This is a genomic window from Burkholderia sp. Cy-637, from assembly GCF_011753175.1.
GTDB classification, from domain to species: domain Bacteria; phylum Pseudomonadota; class Gammaproteobacteria; order Burkholderiales; family Burkholderiaceae; genus Burkholderia; species Burkholderia gladioli.
The window spans coordinates 23,396-44,711 of the sequence record NZ_VWWC01000011.1 but is presented as its reverse complement, the minus strand read 5'-3'; the positions used below and the strand labels follow the sequence as shown (position 1 = coordinate 44,711).

At 64.3% G+C, this 21,316-nt stretch carries 16 protein-coding genes; 6 read left to right on the top strand and 10 right to left on the bottom strand.

Annotated features, from left to right (window positions below; all coding sequences use genetic code 11):
• Window positions 1-371: 371 nt before the first annotated feature.
• The 3 genes from F3J10_RS05585 to F3J10_RS05575 all read left to right on the top strand — a co-directional run bounded on the left by F3J10_RS05585 (window position 372) and on the right by F3J10_RS05575 (window position 4,038).
• A complete protein-coding gene (locus F3J10_RS05585) occupies window positions 372-1,145 on the top strand; it encodes a T6SS immunity protein Tli4 family protein (protein ID WP_167241504.1) in 774 nt (257 codons plus the stop codon).
• A 281-nt stretch (window positions 1,146-1,426) separates the two neighbouring features.
• Window positions 1,427-2,992 carry an AAA family ATPase gene (locus F3J10_RS05580; RefSeq protein ID WP_167241502.1) on the top strand — a complete coding sequence of 522 codons (1,566 nt, stop codon included), beginning with the start codon at window positions 1,427-1,429 and terminating at the stop codon, window positions 2,990-2,992.
• A complete protein-coding gene (locus F3J10_RS05575) occupies window positions 2,977-4,038 on the top strand; it encodes an AAA family ATPase (protein WP_167241499.1) in 1,062 nt (353 codons plus the stop codon). The genes F3J10_RS05580 and F3J10_RS05575 overlap by 16 nt, the downstream gene beginning before the upstream one ends.
• Window positions 4,039-4,367: 329 nt before the next feature.
• Here F3J10_RS05575 and F3J10_RS05570 read toward each other — a convergent pair whose 3' ends face one another.
• The gene (locus tag F3J10_RS05570; protein WP_013691373.1) at window positions 4,368-4,766 is read right to left on the bottom strand and encodes an FKBP-type peptidyl-prolyl cis-trans isomerase; all 399 of its coding nucleotides are present in this window, start codon (window positions 4,764-4,766) and stop codon (window positions 4,368-4,370) included.
• 359 nt (window positions 4,767-5,125) lie between these two features.
• On the opposite strand from F3J10_RS05570, the gene F3J10_RS05565 reads away from it, so the two are divergent.
• Window positions 5,126-6,499, top strand: coding sequence for a sigma-54 dependent transcriptional regulator (locus tag F3J10_RS05565; RefSeq protein WP_167241497.1), 1,374 nt, complete (start codon window positions 5,126-5,128; stop codon window positions 6,497-6,499).
• Between the two features lie 25 nt (window positions 6,500-6,524).
• Here the strand turns inward: F3J10_RS05565 and F3J10_RS05560 are convergent, their stop codons facing one another.
• The 6 genes from F3J10_RS05560 to F3J10_RS05535 all read right to left on the bottom strand — a co-directional run bounded on the left by F3J10_RS05560 (window position 6,525) and on the right by F3J10_RS05535 (window position 15,908).
• A complete protein-coding gene (locus tag F3J10_RS05560) occupies window positions 6,525-8,918 on the bottom strand; it encodes a PAS domain S-box protein (protein WP_240155393.1) in 2,394 nt (797 codons plus the stop codon).
• A gap of 51 nt (window positions 8,919-8,969) precedes the next feature.
• Window positions 8,970-10,097, bottom strand: a complete 1,128-nt coding sequence (locus tag F3J10_RS05555) for a hybrid sensor histidine kinase/response regulator (protein WP_167241493.1) — start codon at window positions 10,095-10,097, stop codon at window positions 8,970-8,972.
• Window positions 10,097-10,717: a chemotaxis protein CheB gene (locus F3J10_RS05550; protein ID WP_123037599.1), complete on the bottom strand. Its 621-nt coding sequence runs from the start codon at window positions 10,715-10,717 to the stop codon at window positions 10,097-10,099. Before F3J10_RS05550 ends, F3J10_RS05555 begins: the two co-directional genes overlap by 1 nt.
• 5 nt (window positions 10,718-10,722) lie before the next feature.
• Complete coding sequence (locus tag F3J10_RS05545; RefSeq protein ID WP_166912172.1) at window positions 10,723-11,577, bottom strand: CheR family methyltransferase; 855 nt, start codon at window positions 11,575-11,577, stop codon at window positions 10,723-10,725.
• Between the two features lie 16 nt (window positions 11,578-11,593).
• On the bottom strand, window positions 11,594-15,106 hold the full coding sequence (locus F3J10_RS05540; protein WP_167241491.1) for a response regulator: 3,513 nt from the start codon (window positions 15,104-15,106) through the stop codon (window positions 11,594-11,596).
• Between the two features lie 205 nt (window positions 15,107-15,311).
• Window positions 15,312-15,908: a DUF892 family protein gene (locus F3J10_RS05535; RefSeq protein WP_167241489.1), complete on the bottom strand. Its 597-nt coding sequence runs from the start codon at window positions 15,906-15,908 to the stop codon at window positions 15,312-15,314.
• A 114-nt stretch (window positions 15,909-16,022) separates the two neighbouring features.
• Here F3J10_RS05535 and F3J10_RS05530 point away from each other — a divergent pair, with 114 nt between their 5' ends.
• Entirely contained in the window at window positions 16,023-16,787 is a 765-nt protein-coding gene (locus F3J10_RS05530; protein WP_167241487.1) for a hypothetical protein, read from the top strand.
• A 183-nt stretch (window positions 16,788-16,970) separates the two neighbouring features.
• On the top strand, window positions 16,971-19,226 hold the full coding sequence (glgX, locus tag F3J10_RS05525; RefSeq protein ID WP_205200168.1) for a glycogen debranching protein GlgX: 2,256 nt from the start codon (window positions 16,971-16,973) through the stop codon (window positions 19,224-19,226).
• A 289-nt stretch (window positions 19,227-19,515) separates the two neighbouring features.
• On the opposite strand, the gene F3J10_RS05520 is transcribed toward glgX, so the two are convergent.
• The 3 genes from F3J10_RS05520 to F3J10_RS05510 form a co-directional block, all read right to left on the bottom strand.
• The gene (locus F3J10_RS05520) at window positions 19,516-19,815 is read right to left on the bottom strand and encodes a type II toxin-antitoxin system RelE/ParE family toxin (RefSeq protein ID WP_166912165.1); all 300 of its coding nucleotides are present in this window, start codon (window positions 19,813-19,815) and stop codon (window positions 19,516-19,518) included.
• On the bottom strand, window positions 19,805-20,050 hold the full coding sequence (locus tag F3J10_RS05515) for a type II toxin-antitoxin system ParD family antitoxin (RefSeq protein ID WP_167241485.1): 246 nt from the start codon (window positions 20,048-20,050) through the stop codon (window positions 19,805-19,807). The genes F3J10_RS05520 and F3J10_RS05515 overlap by 11 nt, the downstream gene beginning before the upstream one ends.
• Window positions 20,051-20,439: 389 nt before the next feature.
• Window positions 20,440-21,309, bottom strand: coding sequence for a type 1 glutamine amidotransferase domain-containing protein (locus tag F3J10_RS05510; protein WP_167241483.1), 870 nt, complete (start codon window positions 21,307-21,309; stop codon window positions 20,440-20,442).
• Window positions 21,310-21,316: the final 7 nt, after the last annotated feature.

Below are 21,316 nucleotides of genomic sequence, written 5' to 3'. Positions count from 1 at the left end.
GACTCGAGGCCGGCGTCATGCGTCTCGACACGAAGCCTCAGACGTCGAGAGTGAATTTCTACCGGAGCAACGCCCGCGACTCTTGATGGCTTCGATCAGAGCGCGTATTTGCCGGAGACAAGCAACATGATGCCGGTCACGAAATATGCAGTCGCCAAGTTTGCACAGAAAGTGGATTGGGTAGATGCATGAAAGTGGCCTCTACGTTCGCCACATGCCTTGTCGCCGTCGCGCTCGCAACGCTGGCAGGGTGCAATCATCAACAGGATGCGAACACGTCTAGTTCGCTCAGGCCGACGTCCGAATCCATGCGCACCGTGTGTGTGGGGCGCTATACCGTAGACCTTCCTCGGTCCGCTGAGCATTTCAAGATGGCGCAGTCGTTCAATGGCATTCGTATCGATGCTCGGTCGCCGTCGAACGCTCAACAATTGCACGAAGCGATTCTCCAAGCGGCTCCCGTAGCCGCAAGCATGGCAACGGGCTCACTGAGCAGTCCACCGATCGACATGCCAGATGGGGGAGTTTTTCAGTTGTCGAACGATGGCGAGGATCTCCACACATTGCGAGCGTACATCCTCAAGCAAGACGTGGCGTTCTCATTTTCCGTGCAGGTTTTGAGTGATTCCGTCGCTGGAGCGAAGGTGGCCATAGCGGAATTGATGCAATCCGTGCGACCTCGCCACAATCTGGAAACCCCGACCGAGCCAGGTTTCTGCATCGACAACGGATTCATCCCTGGCGCTCCTTCGGATCTGGAATCTGTCTATCTGATCGGTGACTTGCCAGAATCCAAAAGCGGATTTGGCATAGGCACCGACACGGCTAGTCGTGGCACGCAAAAAAATATCATCGAGCGCCTGTCTAGCCTTCCGCCCGCCCTCGCGAACCTCGTGTCGAGTTCATCAAAGACATTACGTAGTCGTTCCCGGAACGTGGCCCGCCGCGATGGGGATGAGCATGACGTCGTTGACAGATCTGCCAACACCGCGTCGTTCGAATGGACTGCCATGCCTGGCGAAGATCGTGCACGGGATCCATGGATTGACATTAAGCTGGATTCCGATGGGCCTGTTTCCGAAAGCGAGCAAAACCAGCTACTTGGCGTGTGGGATACAATCTTGAACTCGATGAGACGGCGTTGATTTTTCACTATTAGCCGCACTGCAACGATTTGACGACCAGACAGGCTCTAGGCGCCCCCGGAAATGCAGCGAAAGTGGCTAACGTCCAGTTCGCTGAAAATGATTTACAGGTGACCACACGCGGCACCTCCGAGAAAGAAGTCATCATTTAGCGCAAGCAGGTTCTATACGCAGCATGTAATGAAGATCTCGCATAAGATTCGATTTGATTGAGGTGCTCAACCCGAGAGTGTAGCCATCACGATCGACCAGTTCACCTAAGCGACATACGGGGAGTGAGAATGCCAACAATTGAAAGATTGGTGCTGTCTAACTTCAAGAAGTTCGACAGCTTGGAACTCGAGTTTGATCCCGAGATGAACCTGCTCATTGGGGATAACGAAGCGGGCAAAAGCTCGGTGCTACTGGCTTTGGAACTCGTGATGAGCGGAAGTCGCAGCAAGATCGAAACTATTGGAATCGAGACTCTATTAAACGCCAATGCTGTCAAAGCGTTTCAGGACGGGCCATGCACTGTAGATCGTTTACCCAAACTGTTCGTTGAAATCTATCTCTCGGCCGACAAAAAGCCGGGGCTGAACGGAACGAACAACTCGAAAGGTCTCGAGCGTGACGGACTGCGAATGACGTTTGAACCCATCCTCGACTTCAGCAAGGACATCGCGGAAGCACTGAAGGAAGATTCCGCTAATTTCCCATTCGATTACTATGGCGTCCAATACCATACGTTCGCTGGGGAAGCATATTCTAATGTCAAACGGCACGTCCGACATCTAGCCATCGATAGTTCCAAAATCGATAGCGAGTATGCAGCGCGGGAGTACACTCGTTCGGTATTCGCGATGCATGCTGACGTCGGGAACCGTAGCAAGCTCGAGAATGCCTACCGGAAGAGTAAGGGCGAATTCAAGAATGGCCAACTGAAAGAGTTGAACGACCAATTAGCGGACTATCAATTCGGCGTACGCACGAGTGTCAAGGCCAACCTGGAGTCTGACTTGGTGATCACCGAAAATGAAATTCCAATCGAGAGCAAGGGAAAGGGGCGACAGTGCTTCATCAAGACGGAATTCGCACTCAGTAAAAAAGGGGGCGAAAGTCGACTGGATGTCTTACTCCTGGAGGAACCTGAAAATCACCTGAGCCAAGCAACGATGCACCAACTCATCGAGCGAATCGCTCAGTCAGCGAACAAACAACTTTTCATCGCGACTCACAGCAGCCTGATCTCCTCTCGACTTGACTTGCGTAAGGCTATCCTGCTTGGTCAACGAGGTAAGCCGGCTCGCCTCTACAAGCTCCCATCCGATACGGCGAAGTTCTTCATGAAGGCGCCTGATAACAATGTCCTTGAATTCGCACTGTCGAGGAAAGTCATCCTCGTAGAAGGAGACGCAGAATTCATCCTTCTAGATGCACTCTATCAAAAGCATTCAGGATCGACATTGAAGAAGGACGGCGTTCACGTTATCTCGGTGGGTGGTACAAGCTTCAAACGCTATCTGGACCTCGCCAAGTTGCTTGACGTGCGCACGGCTGTCATTCGCGACAACGACGGCAACTATCAGAAGAACTGTGTCGACAACTACGCAGAGCACATGTTGCCCCACGCCAAGATCTTCGCAGACACCGATTCCAACCGACGCACAACCTTTGAGATTTGCCTGTATGAAGACAACAAAGCGATTTGCGACGAGGTTTTCCGTATGCCAAGGCGTAAGCTCGAACCCTTGGCGTACATGCTAGCCAACAAAGCTGACGCCGCGTTTGACCTTCTACTGGCAAAGGAGGCGGAGCTGATAGCCCCGACGTATATACAGGAGGCCATCAAATGGATAAACGAGTAATTTTCGCGGTCGCTGGATCAGGGAAGACCACAAGACTTATCGATGAGCTCAACCTTTTAAAGCGGACCCTGCTCATCACTTATACGGAAAGCAACTACGAGGAGATTTGTCGCCGCGTTCTTATGAAGTTCGGGTACCTTCCAGACAACATCACTGTCTGTACCTACTTCACGTTCTTGAACTCGTTTTGCTACCGGCCGTTGCTTCTGACGAAAATGCAGACAAAAGGTATCGCGTTCGAGAGGCCGAGCAACTATTCGACGCGCCAGAAGCTCAATAGTCGTGATCGGTACGTTACGGAAAGTGGCCGCATCTACCACGCTCGAATGGCGAAGGCCTTGGATGTGCATGGTTGCATTCCAGCGCTCCAGCGCCGATTGGAACGTTACTACGACCGGATCTGTGTCGACGAGGTACAGGATATAGGTGGCCATGACTTCAATCTACTCAAACAAATTATTCAGGCGGATGTAGAAGTACTATTGGTCGGCGATTTCTATCAGCACACGTACTCCACCAGCACTGATGGCGCCGTTAACAAAGGGCTGCATGACAGCTATGACCGTTTCAAAGATGCCTTGCGATCTGCCGGCTTGATTGTCGACACGACGTCTCTGCTTAAAAGCCACCGTTGCAGCACCACCGTGTGCTCGTTCATCCGAGACAAGATCGGAGTCGACATCTATGCGTACTCGGACCGCACCACTCAAGTCTCCGTTGTCAGCAAACTGTCGCAGGCGGCGGAGTTGCATGCGTCACCAAGCATCATCAAGCTGTTTTTTCAAGAACACGGCCGGTATGGCTGCCATTCGCAGAACTGGGGTGAGTCAAAGGGGCGCAACCACTATCAAGACGTCTGTGTTGTCCTAAATGCCGAGTCCTGGAAGCACTTTTTGGCGGACACGCTGTTCCAAATGGCTGTGACTTCGCGGAATAAGCTGTACGTCGCATGCTCGCGGGCACGCGGCGATCTCTACATGATGCCTGACACGCTGCTGAAGGAGTTCAAGAAGGCCCGGGACGTTCGCCATGTGGTCTCCGCTTGAATCTCCTCACCGCGTGGCTATAGTCTCTTTCCGTTTGACATGACATTAGTCAGTCAGGAAGCTGCTTCGCAATGATCGGAGGTTGACATCACCCGACATGGAATCCTCAGCGTCGACCAGACAACGGGAGTTCGCCGCCGGATGAAGCCACGGAAAAAAATCGCGTGGGACGGCACGCCAATCTGAGTAACCGGGGGGGCGCCAATCTGCGCGAAGCACAGCATCAACCACCCAGCACGCGCCCCCTCGAACCAGCATCCCAGACACAAAAAAGCCCGGCCAAAGCCGGGCTCCTGCACACATATCCTGAGTGAGTGACTGAGCGAGCGTTACTGCCCAATCCCCAGCAGCTCCACCTCGAACGTCAGTTGGCTATTCGGCGGAATCACCCCAACACTGCGATCGCCATAAGCCGTTGCCGCCGGGCAGGTCAGCTTGGCCTTGCCGCCCACCTTCATCTTCTGCACGCCTTGCGTCCAGCACGGGATCACGCCGCCGAGCGGGAAGGTTGCCGGGCCGCCGTGCTTGGCCGAGTTGTCGAACTCCGTGCCGTTGGCGAGCGTGCCGACGTAGTTGACGCGCACCACGTCGCTGGCGGTCGGCTGCGCGCCGGTGCCCGCCTTGAGGGTTTCGACGACCACGCCCGAGGGCAGCTTCTCGACGACGTTGGCGGCAAACGCGGACACGGCGAAGGACGATGCAGCGAGCAAAGCGATCAGTGATTTCATTCGATATCCCATGGTTGAAAGGCGCGCCCATTATATCGGCAGCGCGTGACGGTCTCGCCGATCCGGCGACCGACGCGCGGCAGGCCCGGCTCTTGCTTGAATCGTCCGCCCAAGCGCGGGGGTGCAGGTGCCGGCCCGCCGCGCAGCCGTGGAAACGGCGTCGAGGCGGAACGGATTACAAGCGCGCTGTATGATTGCGCGCTTTTTACATGCTCGGGAATCGGCGTGCCTCCGATACCCTCGCTCCTCTCGATCCCGCATCGAAGTTTTAACAGCCACACCGCGAGTTCCGGCATATCGCCACCCGCAGCACAACCCGGCCTGCGCCACGGCCTATTCGATCCACCCCTGGAGTATTCGTGTCCTACGTACTGGTTGTCGAAGACGACGCGGATTCCCGCGACATGCTCGCCGCCCTGGCGCAATCGCAGCAATTGCGCTGCGAAACCACGGCGACGCTCGCGGAAGCCCGCCGCCTGATCGCGGGCAATCCCCCCGACCTGATCCTGTGCGACCTGATGCTTCCCGACGGCAACGGCATGGATCTGTTCAAGGATCTCCCGAAGGGCACGCACTGCGAGATGGTCCTGATGACGGGCCATGCGAGCCTGGAAACCGCGATCGACGCGCTACGCCGCGGCGCGAGCGACTACCTCGTCAAGCCGGTCAACATGCAGCGGCTCACGCGCATCTTCTCGCGGCTGCCGCGCGTGAGCGCCCTGCGCGCGGAGATCGACTCGCTGCGCCAGGAGCTCCAGCAGCTCGGCCGCTTCGGGCGCATGCTCGGCACCTCGCCGCCCATGCAGAGCTTGTACGACGCGATCAACCGCGTCGCCAGGACCAGCGCCTCGGTGCTGCTCAAGGGCGAATCGGGCACGGGCAAGGAACTCGCCGCGGGCACCATCCACGACCTGAGCCTGCGCCGCACCGGCCCGTTTCTCGCCATCAACTGCGGGGCGATCGCCGCGAACCTGGTGGAGAGCGAGATGTTCGGCCACGACCGCGGCAGCTTCACGGGCGCCGATCGTCAGCACAAGGGCTTCTTCGAACGCGCCCACGGCGGCACGCTGTTCCTCGATGAAATCACCGAGATGCCGATGGAATCGCAGGTCAAGCTGCTGCGCGTGCTGGAAACCGGGCGCGTGACGCGGCTCGGCGGCTTGAAGGAGTTCGACGTGGACGTGCGCATCGTGGCGGCCACCAACCTCGACCCCGAGGCCGCGATCGCCAAGGGCAGGCTGCGCGCCGATCTCTATCACCGCGTGAACGTGTTCCCCATCACCTTGCCGCCGCTGCGCGAGCGCGGCGACGACATCGCCATGCTGGCCCGCGCGTTTCTCGAGCAACTGAACGAGCAGGCCGGCAGCGAGATGCGTTTCGCCCCCGCCGCCCTGGCCGCGCTCGCCAATGTCAAATGGCCGGGCAATGTGCGCGAGCTGCGCAACTTCGTGCAGCGCGCCCGCATCTTCAGCGACGGCGAGCTGATCGACACGCTGCCGCCGCCGATCACGGTCGAGGTGGCCGGCAACGAAGCCGAGTTCGGCGACTCGATATCGGTCGAGCTGGGCGCCCCGCTGGACGAACTCGATCGCCAGATGATCCTCGGCACGCTCGCCAAATGCGGCGGCGTGAAGACCCACGCCGCCGAGGTGCTCGACATCAGCCTCAAGACGCTCTACAACCGGCTCGCGCTGTTCGAGGAGGACGTGGCGAGCGGCGACCAGATGGCCTGAACGCACGCTCGCACGGCGCGCCGGATCACGCCGTCGGCTGCGCTCGCGATATCTTCTGCACGGCGCCGAACAGCTGATCCGCGTCGAAGGGTTTTTGCAACGCGGTCCAGGCGAAGCCCAGGTCCACCGCCTTGGAGACCACGTGCCCGGACGCGAAGATCACGCGCAGGTGCGGATGCGCAAACACCGCCTGTCGCGCCAGCTCCATGCCGTCGATGTCCGGCAAGGCCAGGTCCGTCAGGAGAATGTCGCAAGCCTCGCTGTCCAGCACCGCCAGGGCCCGGCGCGAATCCTCCGCGCGCAGCACGACATGGCCGCCCATTTCCAGCAGCATCGCCGTCGCCTCCAGCGAATCCACGTCGTCATCCACCACCAGCACCCGCCGGCCCACGGCCTCGCCGCATGCCGGCGCATCCTGCGGCGGCGGGCTGCTCGGCGCCGCCTCGCCGGGCATGGCAGCCACCGCGGGCAACGCGGGCGGCTCGCCGCTCGCGGCGAGCATCTGGCGCAGCTTGGTGGCGAGTTGCTGGCGGCTATAGGGCTTGCTCAGCAGCTCCACGCCGGGGTCGAGCCGCCCGCCGTGGACGATCGCATTGCGCGTGTAGCCCGAGGTGAACAGGATCTTCAGGTTCGGCAGCAACTGCTTGGCCTGGCGCGCCATCTCCGGGCTGCGCAAGGGCCCGGGCATCACCACGTCGGTAAACAGCAGGTCGATATGCGCGCCGCTGCGGATCACGGCCAGCGCCTGCAGCGCATCGTTGGCCTTCAGCACGTCGTAGCCCAGGCCCGTCAGCGTGTCGATCACGGTCGACTGCACGGAAGGATCGTCCTCCACCACCAGCACCGTCTCGCTACCCTGATGAACCGCGCCGGGCCTCGTGCGCGCCGCGCCGACGGGCGATCCGGCCGACCTCGGGAAATAGGCCTTCACCGTGGTGCCGTAGCCCACCTCGCTGTAGATGCGGATATGGCCGCCGCTCTGCTTGACGAAGCCATAGGCCATGCTCAGGCCGAGCCCCGTGCCGGCGCCTTCCGACTTGGTGCTGAAGAACGGGTCGAAGGCGCGGGCCAGGATCTCGGCGGGCATGCCCACGCCGTTGTCGGTGACGGCCAGCATCACGTACTGCCCCGGCGGCACGTCCGATTCGGCGGCCACGTAACGCTCGTCGAGCGCCTCGTTCTCCAGCTCGAGCGTCAGCTTCCCGCCTTCGGGCATCGCCTCGCGGGCATTCACCGCGAGATTGAGCACGGCGTTCTCGAACTGATGCGGGTCGATCATGGTGTGCCAGAGCCCCGGCGCCACCAGCGTCTCGATGTCGATCGACTGGCCGAGCGTGCGCCTGAGCAGGTCGTCCATGTCGCGCAGTTGCCGCTCCAGGTTCACGACCACCGGCTGCAGCGCCTGCTGCCGCCCGAAGGCCAGCAGGTGCGTGGCCAGCCGGGAGCCGCGCTCGGTCGCGTCGATCGCCTTCTGCAGGCGCTCGATGGTCCAGGGGTCGCTCTCATGGCGGCTCGTCAGCAGATCCAGGTTGCCTCGCAGCACCTGCAGCACGTTGTTGAAGTCATGGGCGACCCCGCCGGTGAGCCGCCCCAGCGCTTCCATCTTCTGCGCCTGGAACAGCGCCACGCGCGCCTGCTCCAGTTGTTCGGCCGCCTGCTGGCGTTCGGTGATGTCGCGCGTCACCTTCGCGAAGCCGGCGAGTTCGCCCTCGTGCCGGATCGCGTCGATCACCACATGCGCGAAGAAGCGGCTGCCGTCCTGCCGGACCCGCCAGCCCTCGGCCTCGAAGCGCCCGTTCCGGCGCGCCGTTTCCAGCGCATTCTCGGGAACGCCGGCGGCCACGTCCTCCTCGGTGTAGAAGCGCGAGAAATGCGAGCCGATGATCTGCCCGGACGCGTAACCCTTGATGCGCTCGGCACCCGGGTTCCAGCTGACCACATGCCCATCCGGCGACAGCATGAAGATCGCGTAGTCCACCACGCCCTGCACCAGGATGCGGAACTGGCGTTCGTTTTCCAGCGCCGCGTCATGGGCGGTCTTCCTGCTGCTGACGTCGTTCAGCACCTTGACGAAGCCGAGCAGCACATTGTCGGGACTGCGCAGGGCCGTCACCACGGCATCGGCCCAGAACGGCGCGCCGCCCTTGCGCACCCGCCATCCCTGTTCGGCATGGCGGCCATGCTCGGCCGCGGCGGCCAGCGCCTCGGCCGGCGCGCCGGCGGCGCAGGCCTTCTCCGGATAGAACGAGGAGAAATCCTGGCCGATGATTTCCGTGCCCTGGTAGCCGCAGGCGCGCTCGGCGCCGCGATTCCAGGTCAGGATGCGCCCCTCGGGCGACAGCAGGCAGATCGCATGGTCCTCGGTCTCGCCGATCCATCCGCTTTGCCAGTCCACCGTCGAACCGGATATCTGTTTCATCGCACTGTTCATGATCTGTCTAGCTTGCGTCACGTCCATCAATCCATCGGCTTACCCGCGCGATGCCGTCTCGTCGCGTTCGTCCGCGCGCGGCAGCTCGATACGGAAGCTGGTGTGATCCGCCTCGTCCGTCACGACCTTCACCGTGCCGCGATGCATCTGGGCGATCTTCTCGACGATGTGCAGGCCGAGCCCCAGGCCGGCGCGGCGCGGCGTGTCGGCCGCGCCGGGCCCGAAGGCCTCGAACAGATGCGGAACGAGGCTCTCGTCGATCACGCCGCGATTGCGGACCTTGATCGACACCCGGTTCGCCGCCTCGCCATCCACCTCCACCGTCACCACGCTGTCCGGCTCGCCATGCTGCAAGGCATTGCTGACGAGATTCGAAATCGCCTGCCATAGCAGGTCGCCATCCCAGTTGCCGGCGCCGTCGCCGCGCTCGACGATCTCGACGCGGTCACCGCCGTCGCCGCCGCGGAACTCGTCCGCGATCGAGCGGCACAGCGTGCCGAGCTGCACCGCCTCGCGCTGCAACTGAAGCCTGCCGCCCTGCAGGCGCGCGAGATTCAGCAGCTGATGGACCATTCGCGCCATGCGCTGCGAACTGCTCTTGATGCGGTTCGCGACCTTCACCGTCTGCGGGCCGTTCGGCTCGCGCAGCAGATACTCGGCCGAGGACAGCACCGCGCCGAGCGGCGTGCGCAGGTCGTGCCCGAGCACCGCCATCAGCATCTCGTTGGCCGCGAGCAGCGCGCGCGAAGTCTGCAACTCCTCGGCCAGCAGCCGCTTGTGGCGTTCGAGCTGCACGAACACATCCACCTTCGCCTGCAGGATCTGCGGATTGACGGGCTTGTAGAGGAAGTCCACCGCGCCCGCCTCGTAGCCGCGGAAGGTGCGCGAAGCTTCCTCGGTGGTGGCGGTCAGGAAGATGATCGGCACATGGGCGGTGCGCGAGCTGCCGCGCATCAGCGAGGCGAGCTCGAAGCCGTTCATGTCGGGCATGTTGACGTCCAGCAGCGCCAGCGCCACCTCGTGCACCAGCAACAGCTCCAGCGCCGCGGTTCCCGATTGCGCCACCAGCAGGTTGACGCCATCCCGGGCCAGCAATGCCTGCAAGGCCGTGATGTTGTGGGCGATATCGTCGACGATGAGAATGTTGACAGAAGCCATGGTCTGCATCAGGAGTAAGCGGAAAAGGCGGCCAGCCGGCCGGCCATGGTGAGCGGAGAAAGAATCTCATCCGCCGCGCCGCGCGCGATGGCCGCCAGCGGCATGGTGGACGCTTCGGCCGTGGCCGGGTCCTGCACCCAGGCGGTGCCGCCCGCGGCACGGATGCGGGCCAGCCCCGCCGCGCCGTCGTCGTTGGCACCCGACAACAGCACGCCCAGCAGGCGGCGGCGAAAGCGACGGGCCGCCGATTCGAACAGCACGTCGATCGAGGGACGGGAAAAGGCCACGCGGGCATCCACCGACAGGGCCACCGTCAGGTCGTCGGCGACCAGCAGATGATAATCGGGCGGCGCCACGTAAACGTGACCGGCGGCCAGCGGCTCGCCGGCATCGGGCTCCTGCACGGGAAGCAGGCAATACCGCGCGAGCGCCTGGGCCAGATGGCTCGGCGCATCGGTGGGCAGGTGCACCACCACCATCACGATCGCGGGAAACGCGGCGGGCAGCGCGCCGAGCAGGACGGCCAGCACTTCGATGCCGCCGGCCGACGCGCCGATCGCGACCGCCTCGTAGGGCGGCCGGGCGGGAGCAGGCAGCGCGCCGGGTGGAGACGAAGCAGGTAGCGACATGGCCGTCAGCGTTTCCGGTAGATGCGTTCACGCCCGCGGAAATCCTCGAAGGCCGGATGCTGGCCCGAGAAACGCAGGCTCTCCTTGATCCCCAGGCCGAGGAAACCGCGCCGCACCAGGCTGCGCTCGAACAGGGCCAGCGCCCGATCCTGCAGCTCGCGCTCGAAGTAGATCAGCACGTTGCGGCACGACACCAGGTGCGCCTCGAGAAACACCTCGTCGGTCGCGAGGCTGTGGTCGGCGAACACCACCCGCTCGCGCAACCGGGACGCGATGCGCGCCCCGCCGTAAGCGGCATGGTAGTAATCCGACAAGGACCGCTTGCCGCCCGCCTCCAGATAGTTCCGCGAGAAACCCGGAATGCGGTCGGCGGCGTAGATGCCGGCCTCGGCACGCGCCAGCGCGTCGGGATTGATGTCGGTCGCGTAGAACATCGTGCGATCCGTCAGCCCCTCCTCGTCGAACAGGATCTTCAGCGACCAGAGTTCCTCGCCATTGCTGCACCCCGCCACCCACACCTTGATGGAAGGATAGGTGCCGAGCACCGGCAGCACCTGCTCGCGCAGCGCCCGGAAATAGGCGGGATCCCGAAACATCTCGCTGACCTGCACCGTCAGGTACTGGAACAGGCGCGTGAACTCGTCCTCGTGGCGGAGGATGCGGTCCTGCAGTTGCGACAGCGTCGGATGGCCGAATTCCGCCAGCGCCTGCGTCAGGCGCCGGCGCAGCGAGGGCAGCGAGTAGTGGCGAAAATCGTGCTGGTATTTCAGGTAGATCGCATCGAGCAGCAGCTTGAGCTCGATGTCGAAGTTATCCATGCGCAGCGCTTCGACTTCGTCGTCACGGTATTGCGATTCCATGCCGGCGGTCTCCATCCTAGCGCTGCCGCAGCCAGACACGACACAGCGACACCAGCTTGTCGATATCGATCGGCTTCGAAATATAGTCGTCGGCGCCCGCCTCGATGCAGCGGATGCGGTCGTGCTCCATCGCCTTCGCGGTCAGCGCGATGATCGGCAGGCGCATGAAGCGCGCGTCCTTCCGGATCGCAGCCGTCGCGGCCAGGCCGTCCATCTCCGGCATCATCACGTCCATCAGGATCAGGTCGACCTTGTGCCCCTGTTCGAGCAGCTCCAGCACCTCGCGCCCGTTGCGCGCGATGAACAGCTTGGCGCCGAGCGGCTCGATCACGTGCGAGAGCGCGAAGATGTTGCGTGCATCGTCTTCCGCCAGCAGGATCGAGCAGCCCTCGAAGATGTCGTCGCGCTGGCGCACGGTGCGCAGCATGCGCTGCTGTTCCGGCGCGAGGGTGGACTCGACGCTGTGCAGGAACAGCGTGACCTCGTCCAGCAGGCGCTCGGGCGAGCGGGCGCCCTTGATGATGATCGACTTGGAATAGCGCCGCAGGCGGTGCTCCTCGTCGGCCGACAGCGCGCGGCCCGTGTAGACGATCACCGGCAACAGCGCGCGCGCCGGATCGGCCGCCAGCGTTTCGAGCAGGTCGTAGCCGGTGCCGTCGGGCAGCGCGAGATCCGTCACCACGCAATCGAAGTCGATCAGGCTGAGGTTCTCCACGGCGCTCGCCAGCGTGTCCACCGCCACGATCTCGGTGGTCTCGTTGGTGAGCAGGTCGCGGATGCCCTCGCGCATCGCCGTGTCGTCCTCGATCACCAGCACGCGCTTGAGACGATGCTGCAGGCGCCCTTCGAGGCGCCGGATCGCGTCCTCCAGCGTCGCGCGCGCGGCGGGCTTGAGCGTGTAGCCGGCGGCGCCCAGGTGCAGGGCCTTCGCGATATGGTCGGTGGCGGCCACGATATGGATCGGGATATGGCGCGTGAGCGGATCGCTCTTCAGCCATTCGAGCACGGTGAGCCCGGAGCGATCCGGCAGCCCGACGTCGAGCAGGACCGCCGTGGGCTGCATGTCGCGCACCAGCGCGACGCCCGAGCTGCCGTCGGCCGCGTGCACGAAGTCGAAGTCGAGTTCGTGCACCAGGTCGCGCAGGATGCCCGCGAATACCAGGTCGTCCTCGATGGCGAGAATCAGGCGCCCAGGGCGATGCCGGTTGTCGCGATCGTCGGCGATGGGCTTCGCGAGCATCGCGCCCTGGCCGCCCGCGTTGGGCTGGACGACGGGGCTCGCGGCGACCGGCGCGACGCCGGTGGCGCGCAGTGTCTCGCGCGCGTCCTGCGGCGCGGCCACGACGTCGGCCTGCTGCGCGGCGCGCGCCGGGTCCAGCGCGGCGGCCGGCATGGCCAGGTCCAGCGGCAGGCGCAGCGTGAACACGCTGCCCGCGCCCGGTTCGCTGACCACGTCGATGCGCCCGCCCAGCAGCTCGGCGAATTTGCGCGAGATCGACAGGCCCAGGCCGCTGCCGCCGTAATGGCGGCTGGTCGAGCCGTCGGCCTGCTGGAACGCCTCGAAGATCATCTCGAGCTTGTCCGCGGCGATGCCGATCCCCGAATCGCGAACCTCGAAGCGGATCTCGCCCGCGCCATCCACCGAGATGCCCAGGGCGACCTCGCCGCGCTCGGTGAACTTCAGCGCATTGGAGAGCAGGTTGCGCAGGATCTGCACCAGCCGCTGGTGATCGCTCACGATCGTGCCGGGCGTGCCCGGCGCACGCATGACGCTCAGCGTCAGCGCCTTGCCCTCGGCGATCGGCGAGAACATTTCCCGCATCGACTGCATGACGGTATCCAGCACGACCGTCTCGGGCTCCATCACGATGTGCCCGGCCTCGACCTTCGACAGATCGAGGATGTCGTTGATCAGGTTCAGCAGGTCGCTGTTCGAGCTGTGGATCGTCTGTGCGTAGTGGACCTGCTCGTCGGTCAGGTTGCCGCCGCGATTTTCCTGCAGCAGGCGGGCCAGGATCAGCGAGCTGTTCAGCGGCGTGCGCAGCTCGTGGGACATGTTGGCCAGGAACTCGGACTTGTAGCGGCTGGTCTGTTCGAGCCGCGCCGCGTTGGCCGAGAGCGATTGCTGGGCGCTCACCAGTTCGGCCTTCTGCCGCTCCAAGCGCTGCGCGTATTCCTCGAGCTGCGTATTGGTCTGCTCGAGTTCGGCCTGGTGGGATTGCAGCCGCGCCTGCGAATCGATCAGCGCGCGCCCCCGTTCCTCCAGCCCCTCGTTGGCGACGCGCAGTTCCTCCTGCTGGACCTGCATTTCCTCGTTGAGCTGCTGCGCCTCGGCCAGGGTTTCCTGCAGGCGCTCGCGATATTGCGCGGCGGCGATGAAGCCGCCCGCGCTGTTCGCGATCAGCTCCAGCAGTTCGAGATCGCGGTCCTGGACGTCGCGCATGAAGGCCAGCTCGATGACGCCGTTCACCACGTCGTCATTGACCACCGGCAGCACCACGAGATTGCGCGGCACCCCGCTGCCCAGCCCGGACGTCACCGTGAGGTAGGTGGCGGGGATGTCCTTCAGCACGGCCGTGCGCCGCGACGAGGCGGCCTGGCCGACCAGGCCCTCCGAATCCCGGAAGCTGCCGCCGCTCGCCTGCTCGTGGCTGAAGCCGTGCGTCGCCACCCGGCGCAGGTCGCCGGCCGCGGCATCGCGCACGTAAAGGGCGGAAACCAGCGCGTCGAGATAGTTGGCGAGGAAGTCGAGCGTGGCCTGCCCCACCGAGGCCAGGCTGCTCTGCCCGACCATCTTCTCGGCCAGCAGGCGCTGGCCCGAACGCACCCAGACCTGCCGCTTCAGCACCTCGGTATGTTCGAGCTCCTGCCGCAGCGCGTCGTCGTAGGTGCCGGAGAGTTCCAGCAGCTCGCGGCGGCCGCGCCAGGCGAGCACGCCGCTCACCAGCAGGCTGAACAGCAGGAAGGTGCCGACCACCACCGCCGTCAGGCTGCGCGCGGCGGCGCTGCGCTGCTGGCGCAAGGCCAGCTCGACGTCCAGGAAGGAGGTGAATTCGCGGCGCGTCTCGTCGAATTCGCGCTGCCCCTTGCCCGCCTGGATCGCGCCGCTGTAGTCGGCGCCCTTGCGCCGCAGCTCGATGACCTCGTCGATCGAGCGGTTCCACAGCGCATGGATCGCCTGGATACGCTTGAGCGTCTCGACCTGGGGGGGATTGTCCTGCACCAGCTTCACCAGGGAATCGAGCTCGGCCTGGAACTGGCGCTCGCCGACCTCGTACTGGGACAGGAAGCGCTCGTCGCCCGTGATGAAAAAGCCCCGGCTCGACGACTGGCGCTCGACGGCCAGCCGCATCATCTCGTTGGCGTCGCCGATGACTCGCTCGGAATGCTCCACCCAGCTCATGGTCGAGACCAGGTACACCACCAGGCCGATGAACACCGCGACATTCACCAGGCCCATCACGAGCGGGAGCGCGATGTTGCGCTGAATGATCCTGCGGAAGGAACGCTGGTCGATAGCGTCGGTCATGTATGCCTTTTCATCGATTCACCCCATTCGAATCGGCTTTCAAGCCGATTTCGTCCCCGCGTGGCGCAGACTGGTCAATCCGGCCGGCACACGTCGTCCCACAAGAGGTCGAACTGTACAGGCCTCGACCGATCCGCGAAACAATCACCGCGATAAGGGCGGGTTTCCCTTCGGGCGAGTTGTTATTCGAAAACCTATTCGCGGGCTACTGGATCCGCATCGGTATTTCATCCGACATCGGTGCCGCCCTCCGCGCGAGGGCGGCATCGTCCATCGCGTCGTCAGGGGCGCCGCCGCCCAGGGCCGCGAGACCGCCGGCGATCGGGCCGATCTTCCCGTCGGCAGACGTTTGCGGCTCCCGTTCGCCTTCTCCCTGGCCCTCGCCCGGCTGGTCGAGCCAGCGCAGCACGTCCGAACGGCCCGCCAGACTGGCCAGCATGCGCGCATCGGCGAGCATTTCCTGCTCGCCGCGCATCACCCGCCGCGCCATGATGCGCATCCCGGCGTCCAGCACCTCGCCGGGCCGGGTCGCCTCGATCAGCTCCGCGATTTCCTCGGCCAGGCCCTCCATGGCCAGGCATTTGGTCGAATTCAAGTCGATCGCGCACTGCGCGGCCAGCATCTCGATGAGCGCCAGGCGCCGCAGCGTCGCCTCGCGGCGGGCTTGCAGGCAGGTGGCGAGCGCCGGATCGGCGGCCAGCCGCGAGAGCGTCGAAAACAGCCTGGCGGCCTGCTTTTCGGCGTGGTGAAACTTCGACAAGGTGCGCAATAAAAGTAGGTCGATGGTTCTGATGGGCGCCATGATGAGCTCGTTGGTTAAACGGCGACGCATACTTAAAGCAATCGTCGTGCCACCGGGTTTCGCGCCCGCCGGACCAGGGCGCGCGAACCGTCCGCCCCTGCCCTCGCCTCCCCGATGGAAATCGGCATCGCCCGGACAAGCCCTTCCCACCTGGCACGGATCTCGCATGTATCACGCATCCTATGTTTCGGCATGCACCGAAACACCGCCAGTTACCCCCGGCTGCTCGCACGAAAACGCGGGCGGCGGATAGCGATGACTTTGCAGTTTTTGCCAAAAACCGGAATAGCGATGAACAATTTTCAACACGAAGGCTCGGCCGGCGGCGGCCGATGCGGCATCGGCGCCGAGCGGCTGCCGCTTCGCGGCGACCTGGGCAAGATCGCAGCACCCTTTGTCGGATCGGTTTATTCGGGATCGGATATGAACGAAAAGCGTGGTGAAGGCGGCCTGTTCGGCCTGGCGCAAGTCCTGGGCGGCGCGCCTTCGGAACGTCAGGCCGCCGGGGGCAACCCGGGATCGCTCGCCAGGCCGTTCGAATGCCTGGGCCGGACCTGGATCGTGCATCGGGCCAGCGTGGCGAACCTCGGCGACATGCCGCGCTACGACATCGTCGACATGGAAACGGGCCGCAGCCAGGGCCAGGTCGCCGCGCCGACCCTCGCGGCCGCGCGGATCCTGGCGATCAGCTCGATGACGATGATGCCGATGCCCACCGCGAGCGAGCTGATCCGGCCTCGCCCGGCCGCCGGCAAGGCGAACGGGGCCGAGCGCCGCAACGATCCCTACCCGGCGCGCCTGCCGGCGCTCGACGCGGCCGCGGCTTGCGAACGCCCGCTGGCCGACGGCGGCATGCCGGGCGCGCACGGCACGGCCTGATCCGCTCGACGCGGCAGCGCCCGGGCCGCGAGCACGGCACCGCGTTCGGTGCCGTGCTCTTGTATTTCGTACACGGCGCGCCGACGGAATCGGCCAAGCCGGCGCCGCCCGGCGCGAGGATCGCGTCGATGCCATTCGCGGCCCGGTTTTTGCTCGGCTCCTGCACCCTTCAGGAGCCTTGCCATGTCCACCGCCTTCGATACCCCGCAGTCCACCACCGCTGAACGAGCGACGCCGCCCGCTTCCCGCGAGGGCCGCTTCGCCCGCGCCATCCAGGAAGGACAGCCCTTCCCGCTCGGCGCGACGTGGAACGGGCAAGGCGTGAATTTCGCGCTGTTCTCCGCCCATGCCACCAAGGTGGAGCTTTGCCTGTTCGACGAGGACGGCAAGACCGAGCTGGAACGCATCGAGCTGCCCGAATACACCGACGAGGTGTTCCATGTGTTCGTGCCGGGCCTGGCGCCGGGCGCCGTCTATGGCTACCGCGTGCACGGCCCCTACGAACCCGAACGCGGCCATCGCTTCAATCCCAACAAGCTGCTGCTCGATCCGTATGCGAAGGCGCATGTCGGCGAGCTGGTCTGGTGCCCCGAGATCTTCGGCTACACGCTCGATTCGCCCGACGGCGACCTGTCCTTCGACGAACGCGACAGCGCGCCCTTCGTGCCGAAATGCAAGGTGGTCGACTCGACCTTCTCGTGGACCCATCCCGATCGCAACGGCCTGGCGCCCGATCGCGTGATCGTCTACGAGGCGCACGTGCGCGGCTTCACGAAGATGCACCCGGAGGTGCCCGAGGCGGCACGCGGCACCTTCGCCGGCTTCGCGCACGAGCAAGTGATCGACTACCTGAAGGGGCTCGGCGTCACCACGGTCGAGCTGCTGCCGGTCCACACCTTCGTCAACGACAGCCACCTGCTCGACAAGGGCCTGACGAACTACTGGGGCTACAACACGATCGGTTTCTTCGCCGCCGACCCGCGCTATTTCGCCGACAAGCAGGCCTCGCTGGCCGAATTCAAGGAGATGGTGGACCGCTACCATCACGCCGGCCTCGAGGTGATCCTCGACGTGGTGTACAACCACACGGCGGAAGGCAACGAGCGCGGGCCGACGCTGTCGTTCAAGGGGATCGACAACGCATCGTATTACCGGCTGATGCCCGACCAGCCGCGCTACTACATCAACGACACCGGCACCGGCAACACCTTCAACCTGTCCTGCCCGCGCGTGCTGCAGATGGTCACCGACAGCCTGCGCTACTGGGTGGCGGAAATGAAGGTGGACGGCTTCCGGTTCGATCTCGCCACCATCCTCGGCCGCGAGCCGCATGGCTTCGACGAGGGCGGCGGCTTCCTCGACGCCTGCCGCCAGGATCCGCTGCTCGCCAGCGTGCGGCTGATCGCCGAGCCCTGGGATTGCGGGCCCGGCGGTTATCAGGTCGGCGGGTTCCCGCCGGGCTGGTCGGAATGGAACGACACCTTCCGCGACACGGTGCGCGCCTTCTGGAAGGGCGACGAGGCGATGGCGCCCGAGCTTGCCCGGCGGATCACCGCCTCCGGCGACAAGTTCAACCATCGCGGGCGGCGCCCCTGGGCCAGCGTGAACTTCATCGCCGCGCACGACGGCTTCACGCTGAACGACTTGGTCTCGTACAACGACAAGCACAACGAGGCCAACGGCGAGGACAACCGCGACGGCCACTCCGACAACCGCTCCTGGAACATGGGCGTGGAAGGCCCCAGCGACGATCCGGACATCCGCGAGCAGCGCGAACGCCAGAAACGCAACATGCTGGCGACGCTGCTGCTCTCGCAGGGCACGCCGATGCTGCTGGGCGGCGACGAGTTCGGCCGCAGCCAGCACGGCAACAACAACGCCTATTGCCAGGACAACGAGATCAGCTGGATCGACTGGCCCGGCATCGACGAGGACGGCCGCGCGCTGGCCGACTTCGTGCGCAAGCTGACCACCTTGCGCCAGCGCCTGCCGGTGCTGCGTCGCGGGCGCTTCCTGACCGGCGAGCACAACCCGGCGCTCGACGTGACGGATGCGCGCTGGCTCTCGCCGGCGGGCGAGGACCTTACGCAGGCGCAATGGGACGATGCCTCGATGCGCTGCTTCGGGCTGGTGATCGACGGGCGTGCGCAGGCCAGCGGTATCGTGAAGGCAGCGTCCGACGCGACCTTGCTGCTGGTGTTCAACGCGCATTTCGACGTGGTGGATTTCACCCTGCCCGAGATCCCGGAAGGCGAGCACTGGACCTGCCTGCTCGACACCAATGTGCCCGTGCGCGACGCGCTGCCCGAACTGCGCAGCGGCGACGTCTACCAGGTGACGGGACGCTCGCTGCTGCTGTTCGCGCTCGAGGCGCCGAGCGCCGCGACGCAGCGCGTGTTCGATCGCCTGGAGACGGCGCTGACCGACAACGCCGAGTGAAGCCGGCCTATCGGCCGAGGAAGCGCGCAGGGGAAACGGGTTCCATATAATTCATGACGTCTTGATTTGTCATGATTGGCCCGAGCAGCACTTGCACGACCTGAACGGGATTGGCCGCCTCCAAGGCCTCGAAGGCGGCCTGGAGTCGTTCAAATTCGACCGATGCATCGCATTGCATGGTCTCTCCCGAGTGATCGATATAGGTCTTGAACGCTCGGCCTCCTCAGACCAGCCGTTTCCCCATGGGACTCGTCGGGCCAGCGCGAGCCGCAAGCTCGGTCGTGTCCCGCTACAAATGCCGGTCGACGTCCATGCGCTGATGCAGCACGCGAATCACGTCCAGGGTAGCCTGCGTTTCCCGATAGAAGACCACGTGAGACCCCACCAGGTAACGCCGATAGTCATCGCTCGCGCGGCTAGATCGCCCTACCCAATCGCCGCGTGCCAAGCGCTCGAACGCCTCAACCAGGTCGCCCACGTAGCGCTCGGCCTGCTCGAGTGACCACTGCTCGAACGTGTAGGTCCAGATATCCTCGAGATCCGCCTCGGCCAACGGCGTCAGTCGCACCGCCCGTGCCTTAGCCCACATGCTTGACGCGCATGCGCGCAAGGAACGCCTTGCCGTCGAAGGCCGCCGGCGCGCCGGATACCTCACCTGCGCGCAGTGCTTCCTGCAAGGCCTTTAGCTCGGTTTCCTGCGTCTCGAGCAGCCGCAAACCGGCCCGAACCACGTCGCTGGCCGAGCCATAGCGCCCGGACGCGACCTGGGTATCCACGAACTGGGTCAGGTGATCCCCCAGCGAGATCGATGTATTCCGCGGCATCGTGCACCTCCTCATGAGGTTTCAATCATATACCAAAATTTGGTATCACTCGGGACAGCGTCCGCAGTCGGACCCACGATAAGCATCGTTATGAGGTGAGCCACGTTTGCCTCGCCCTAACCGGCCGCCAAACACCCCCCCCCCTGTAACCCGCTTCAAAGAGATCTGGACGGCGCGATAGTTTGGACTGCCCAGGGAATGCTAGACGCCGCTGGCTCATGATTGCTCGCCGGCCTTCCAGTGGAAGTCCAGAACCGCAATCAGGCTCGCGTTCCGATCTGATATCGGGGGAAACCGCGAGCGGCTGTCGATCTCTCAAAGTGATATCGCGATCGCCACAAACACGAGGGCAGCCGGACATCTCCCGTCCAGCCCCCTTCCCTCCCCCCTCAGCGCACCCGCGCGTTCAACTTCTCCACCAGCACATCGCCGAACTCCGGCGCCGACATCGGCTGCTGCCCCGTGATCAGTTCGCGATCGACCACCACGTTGCTGTGCCAGTTCGCCACCGAGTCGACATGCGCGCCGGCTTCGGCCAGGGCATTCACCGGATAGAACTGCACATTGCCGCCCAGCCCGTTCGGCCCTTCGAGCGCCTGTTCCTCGCCGGTCGAGAACACCGTCAGGCGATAACCGGCATACGGCCAGCCGCTCGCCAGGGCATTGGCCTTGCCGTCGTTGGCGATCATCGACTGCACGAAGGCATGCGGATCACGCAGCGCGGCGAGCAGCACGATCGGCCCGTGGCAGATGATGCCGGTGGGGCGGCCGCTGTCATGGAAGCCCAGCAGGATCTTGCCGAGGTTGCGGTCTTCCAGCAGGTCCACCATCGGCGCGTGGCCGCCCGGGATGAACAGCCCGACATAGCCGCCGGTGCCTTCGGCCACCACCGAGGCCAGCGTCTTCGGGTGCTCGAGCTGCGCGATGCCTTGCGCGTACTTCAGCGCATCGGCACGCGCCGCGTCGTCGCCGCCGAAGAACATCTTGTTGTTCGAATTCGCGTCCATCACCGGCATGTCGCCCTTAGGATTGGCGATCACCGGCTCGTAGCCCGCCTCCACCAGCTTGCGGTAGGGCACCACGAATTCGTTGAGGTAGTAGCCGGTCGGGTACTTCTTGCCGTCGCGCAGGTCGAGTTGATGGGCACTCGACATCACCACCAGCACCTTGCCGCGCGACTGCGCGGAAGCGCCAAGGGGAACGGCGAAGGTGGTGGCCGCCGTCAGCAGGGCAGCACCGATCTTGAACAGGTTCTTCATGATGGGA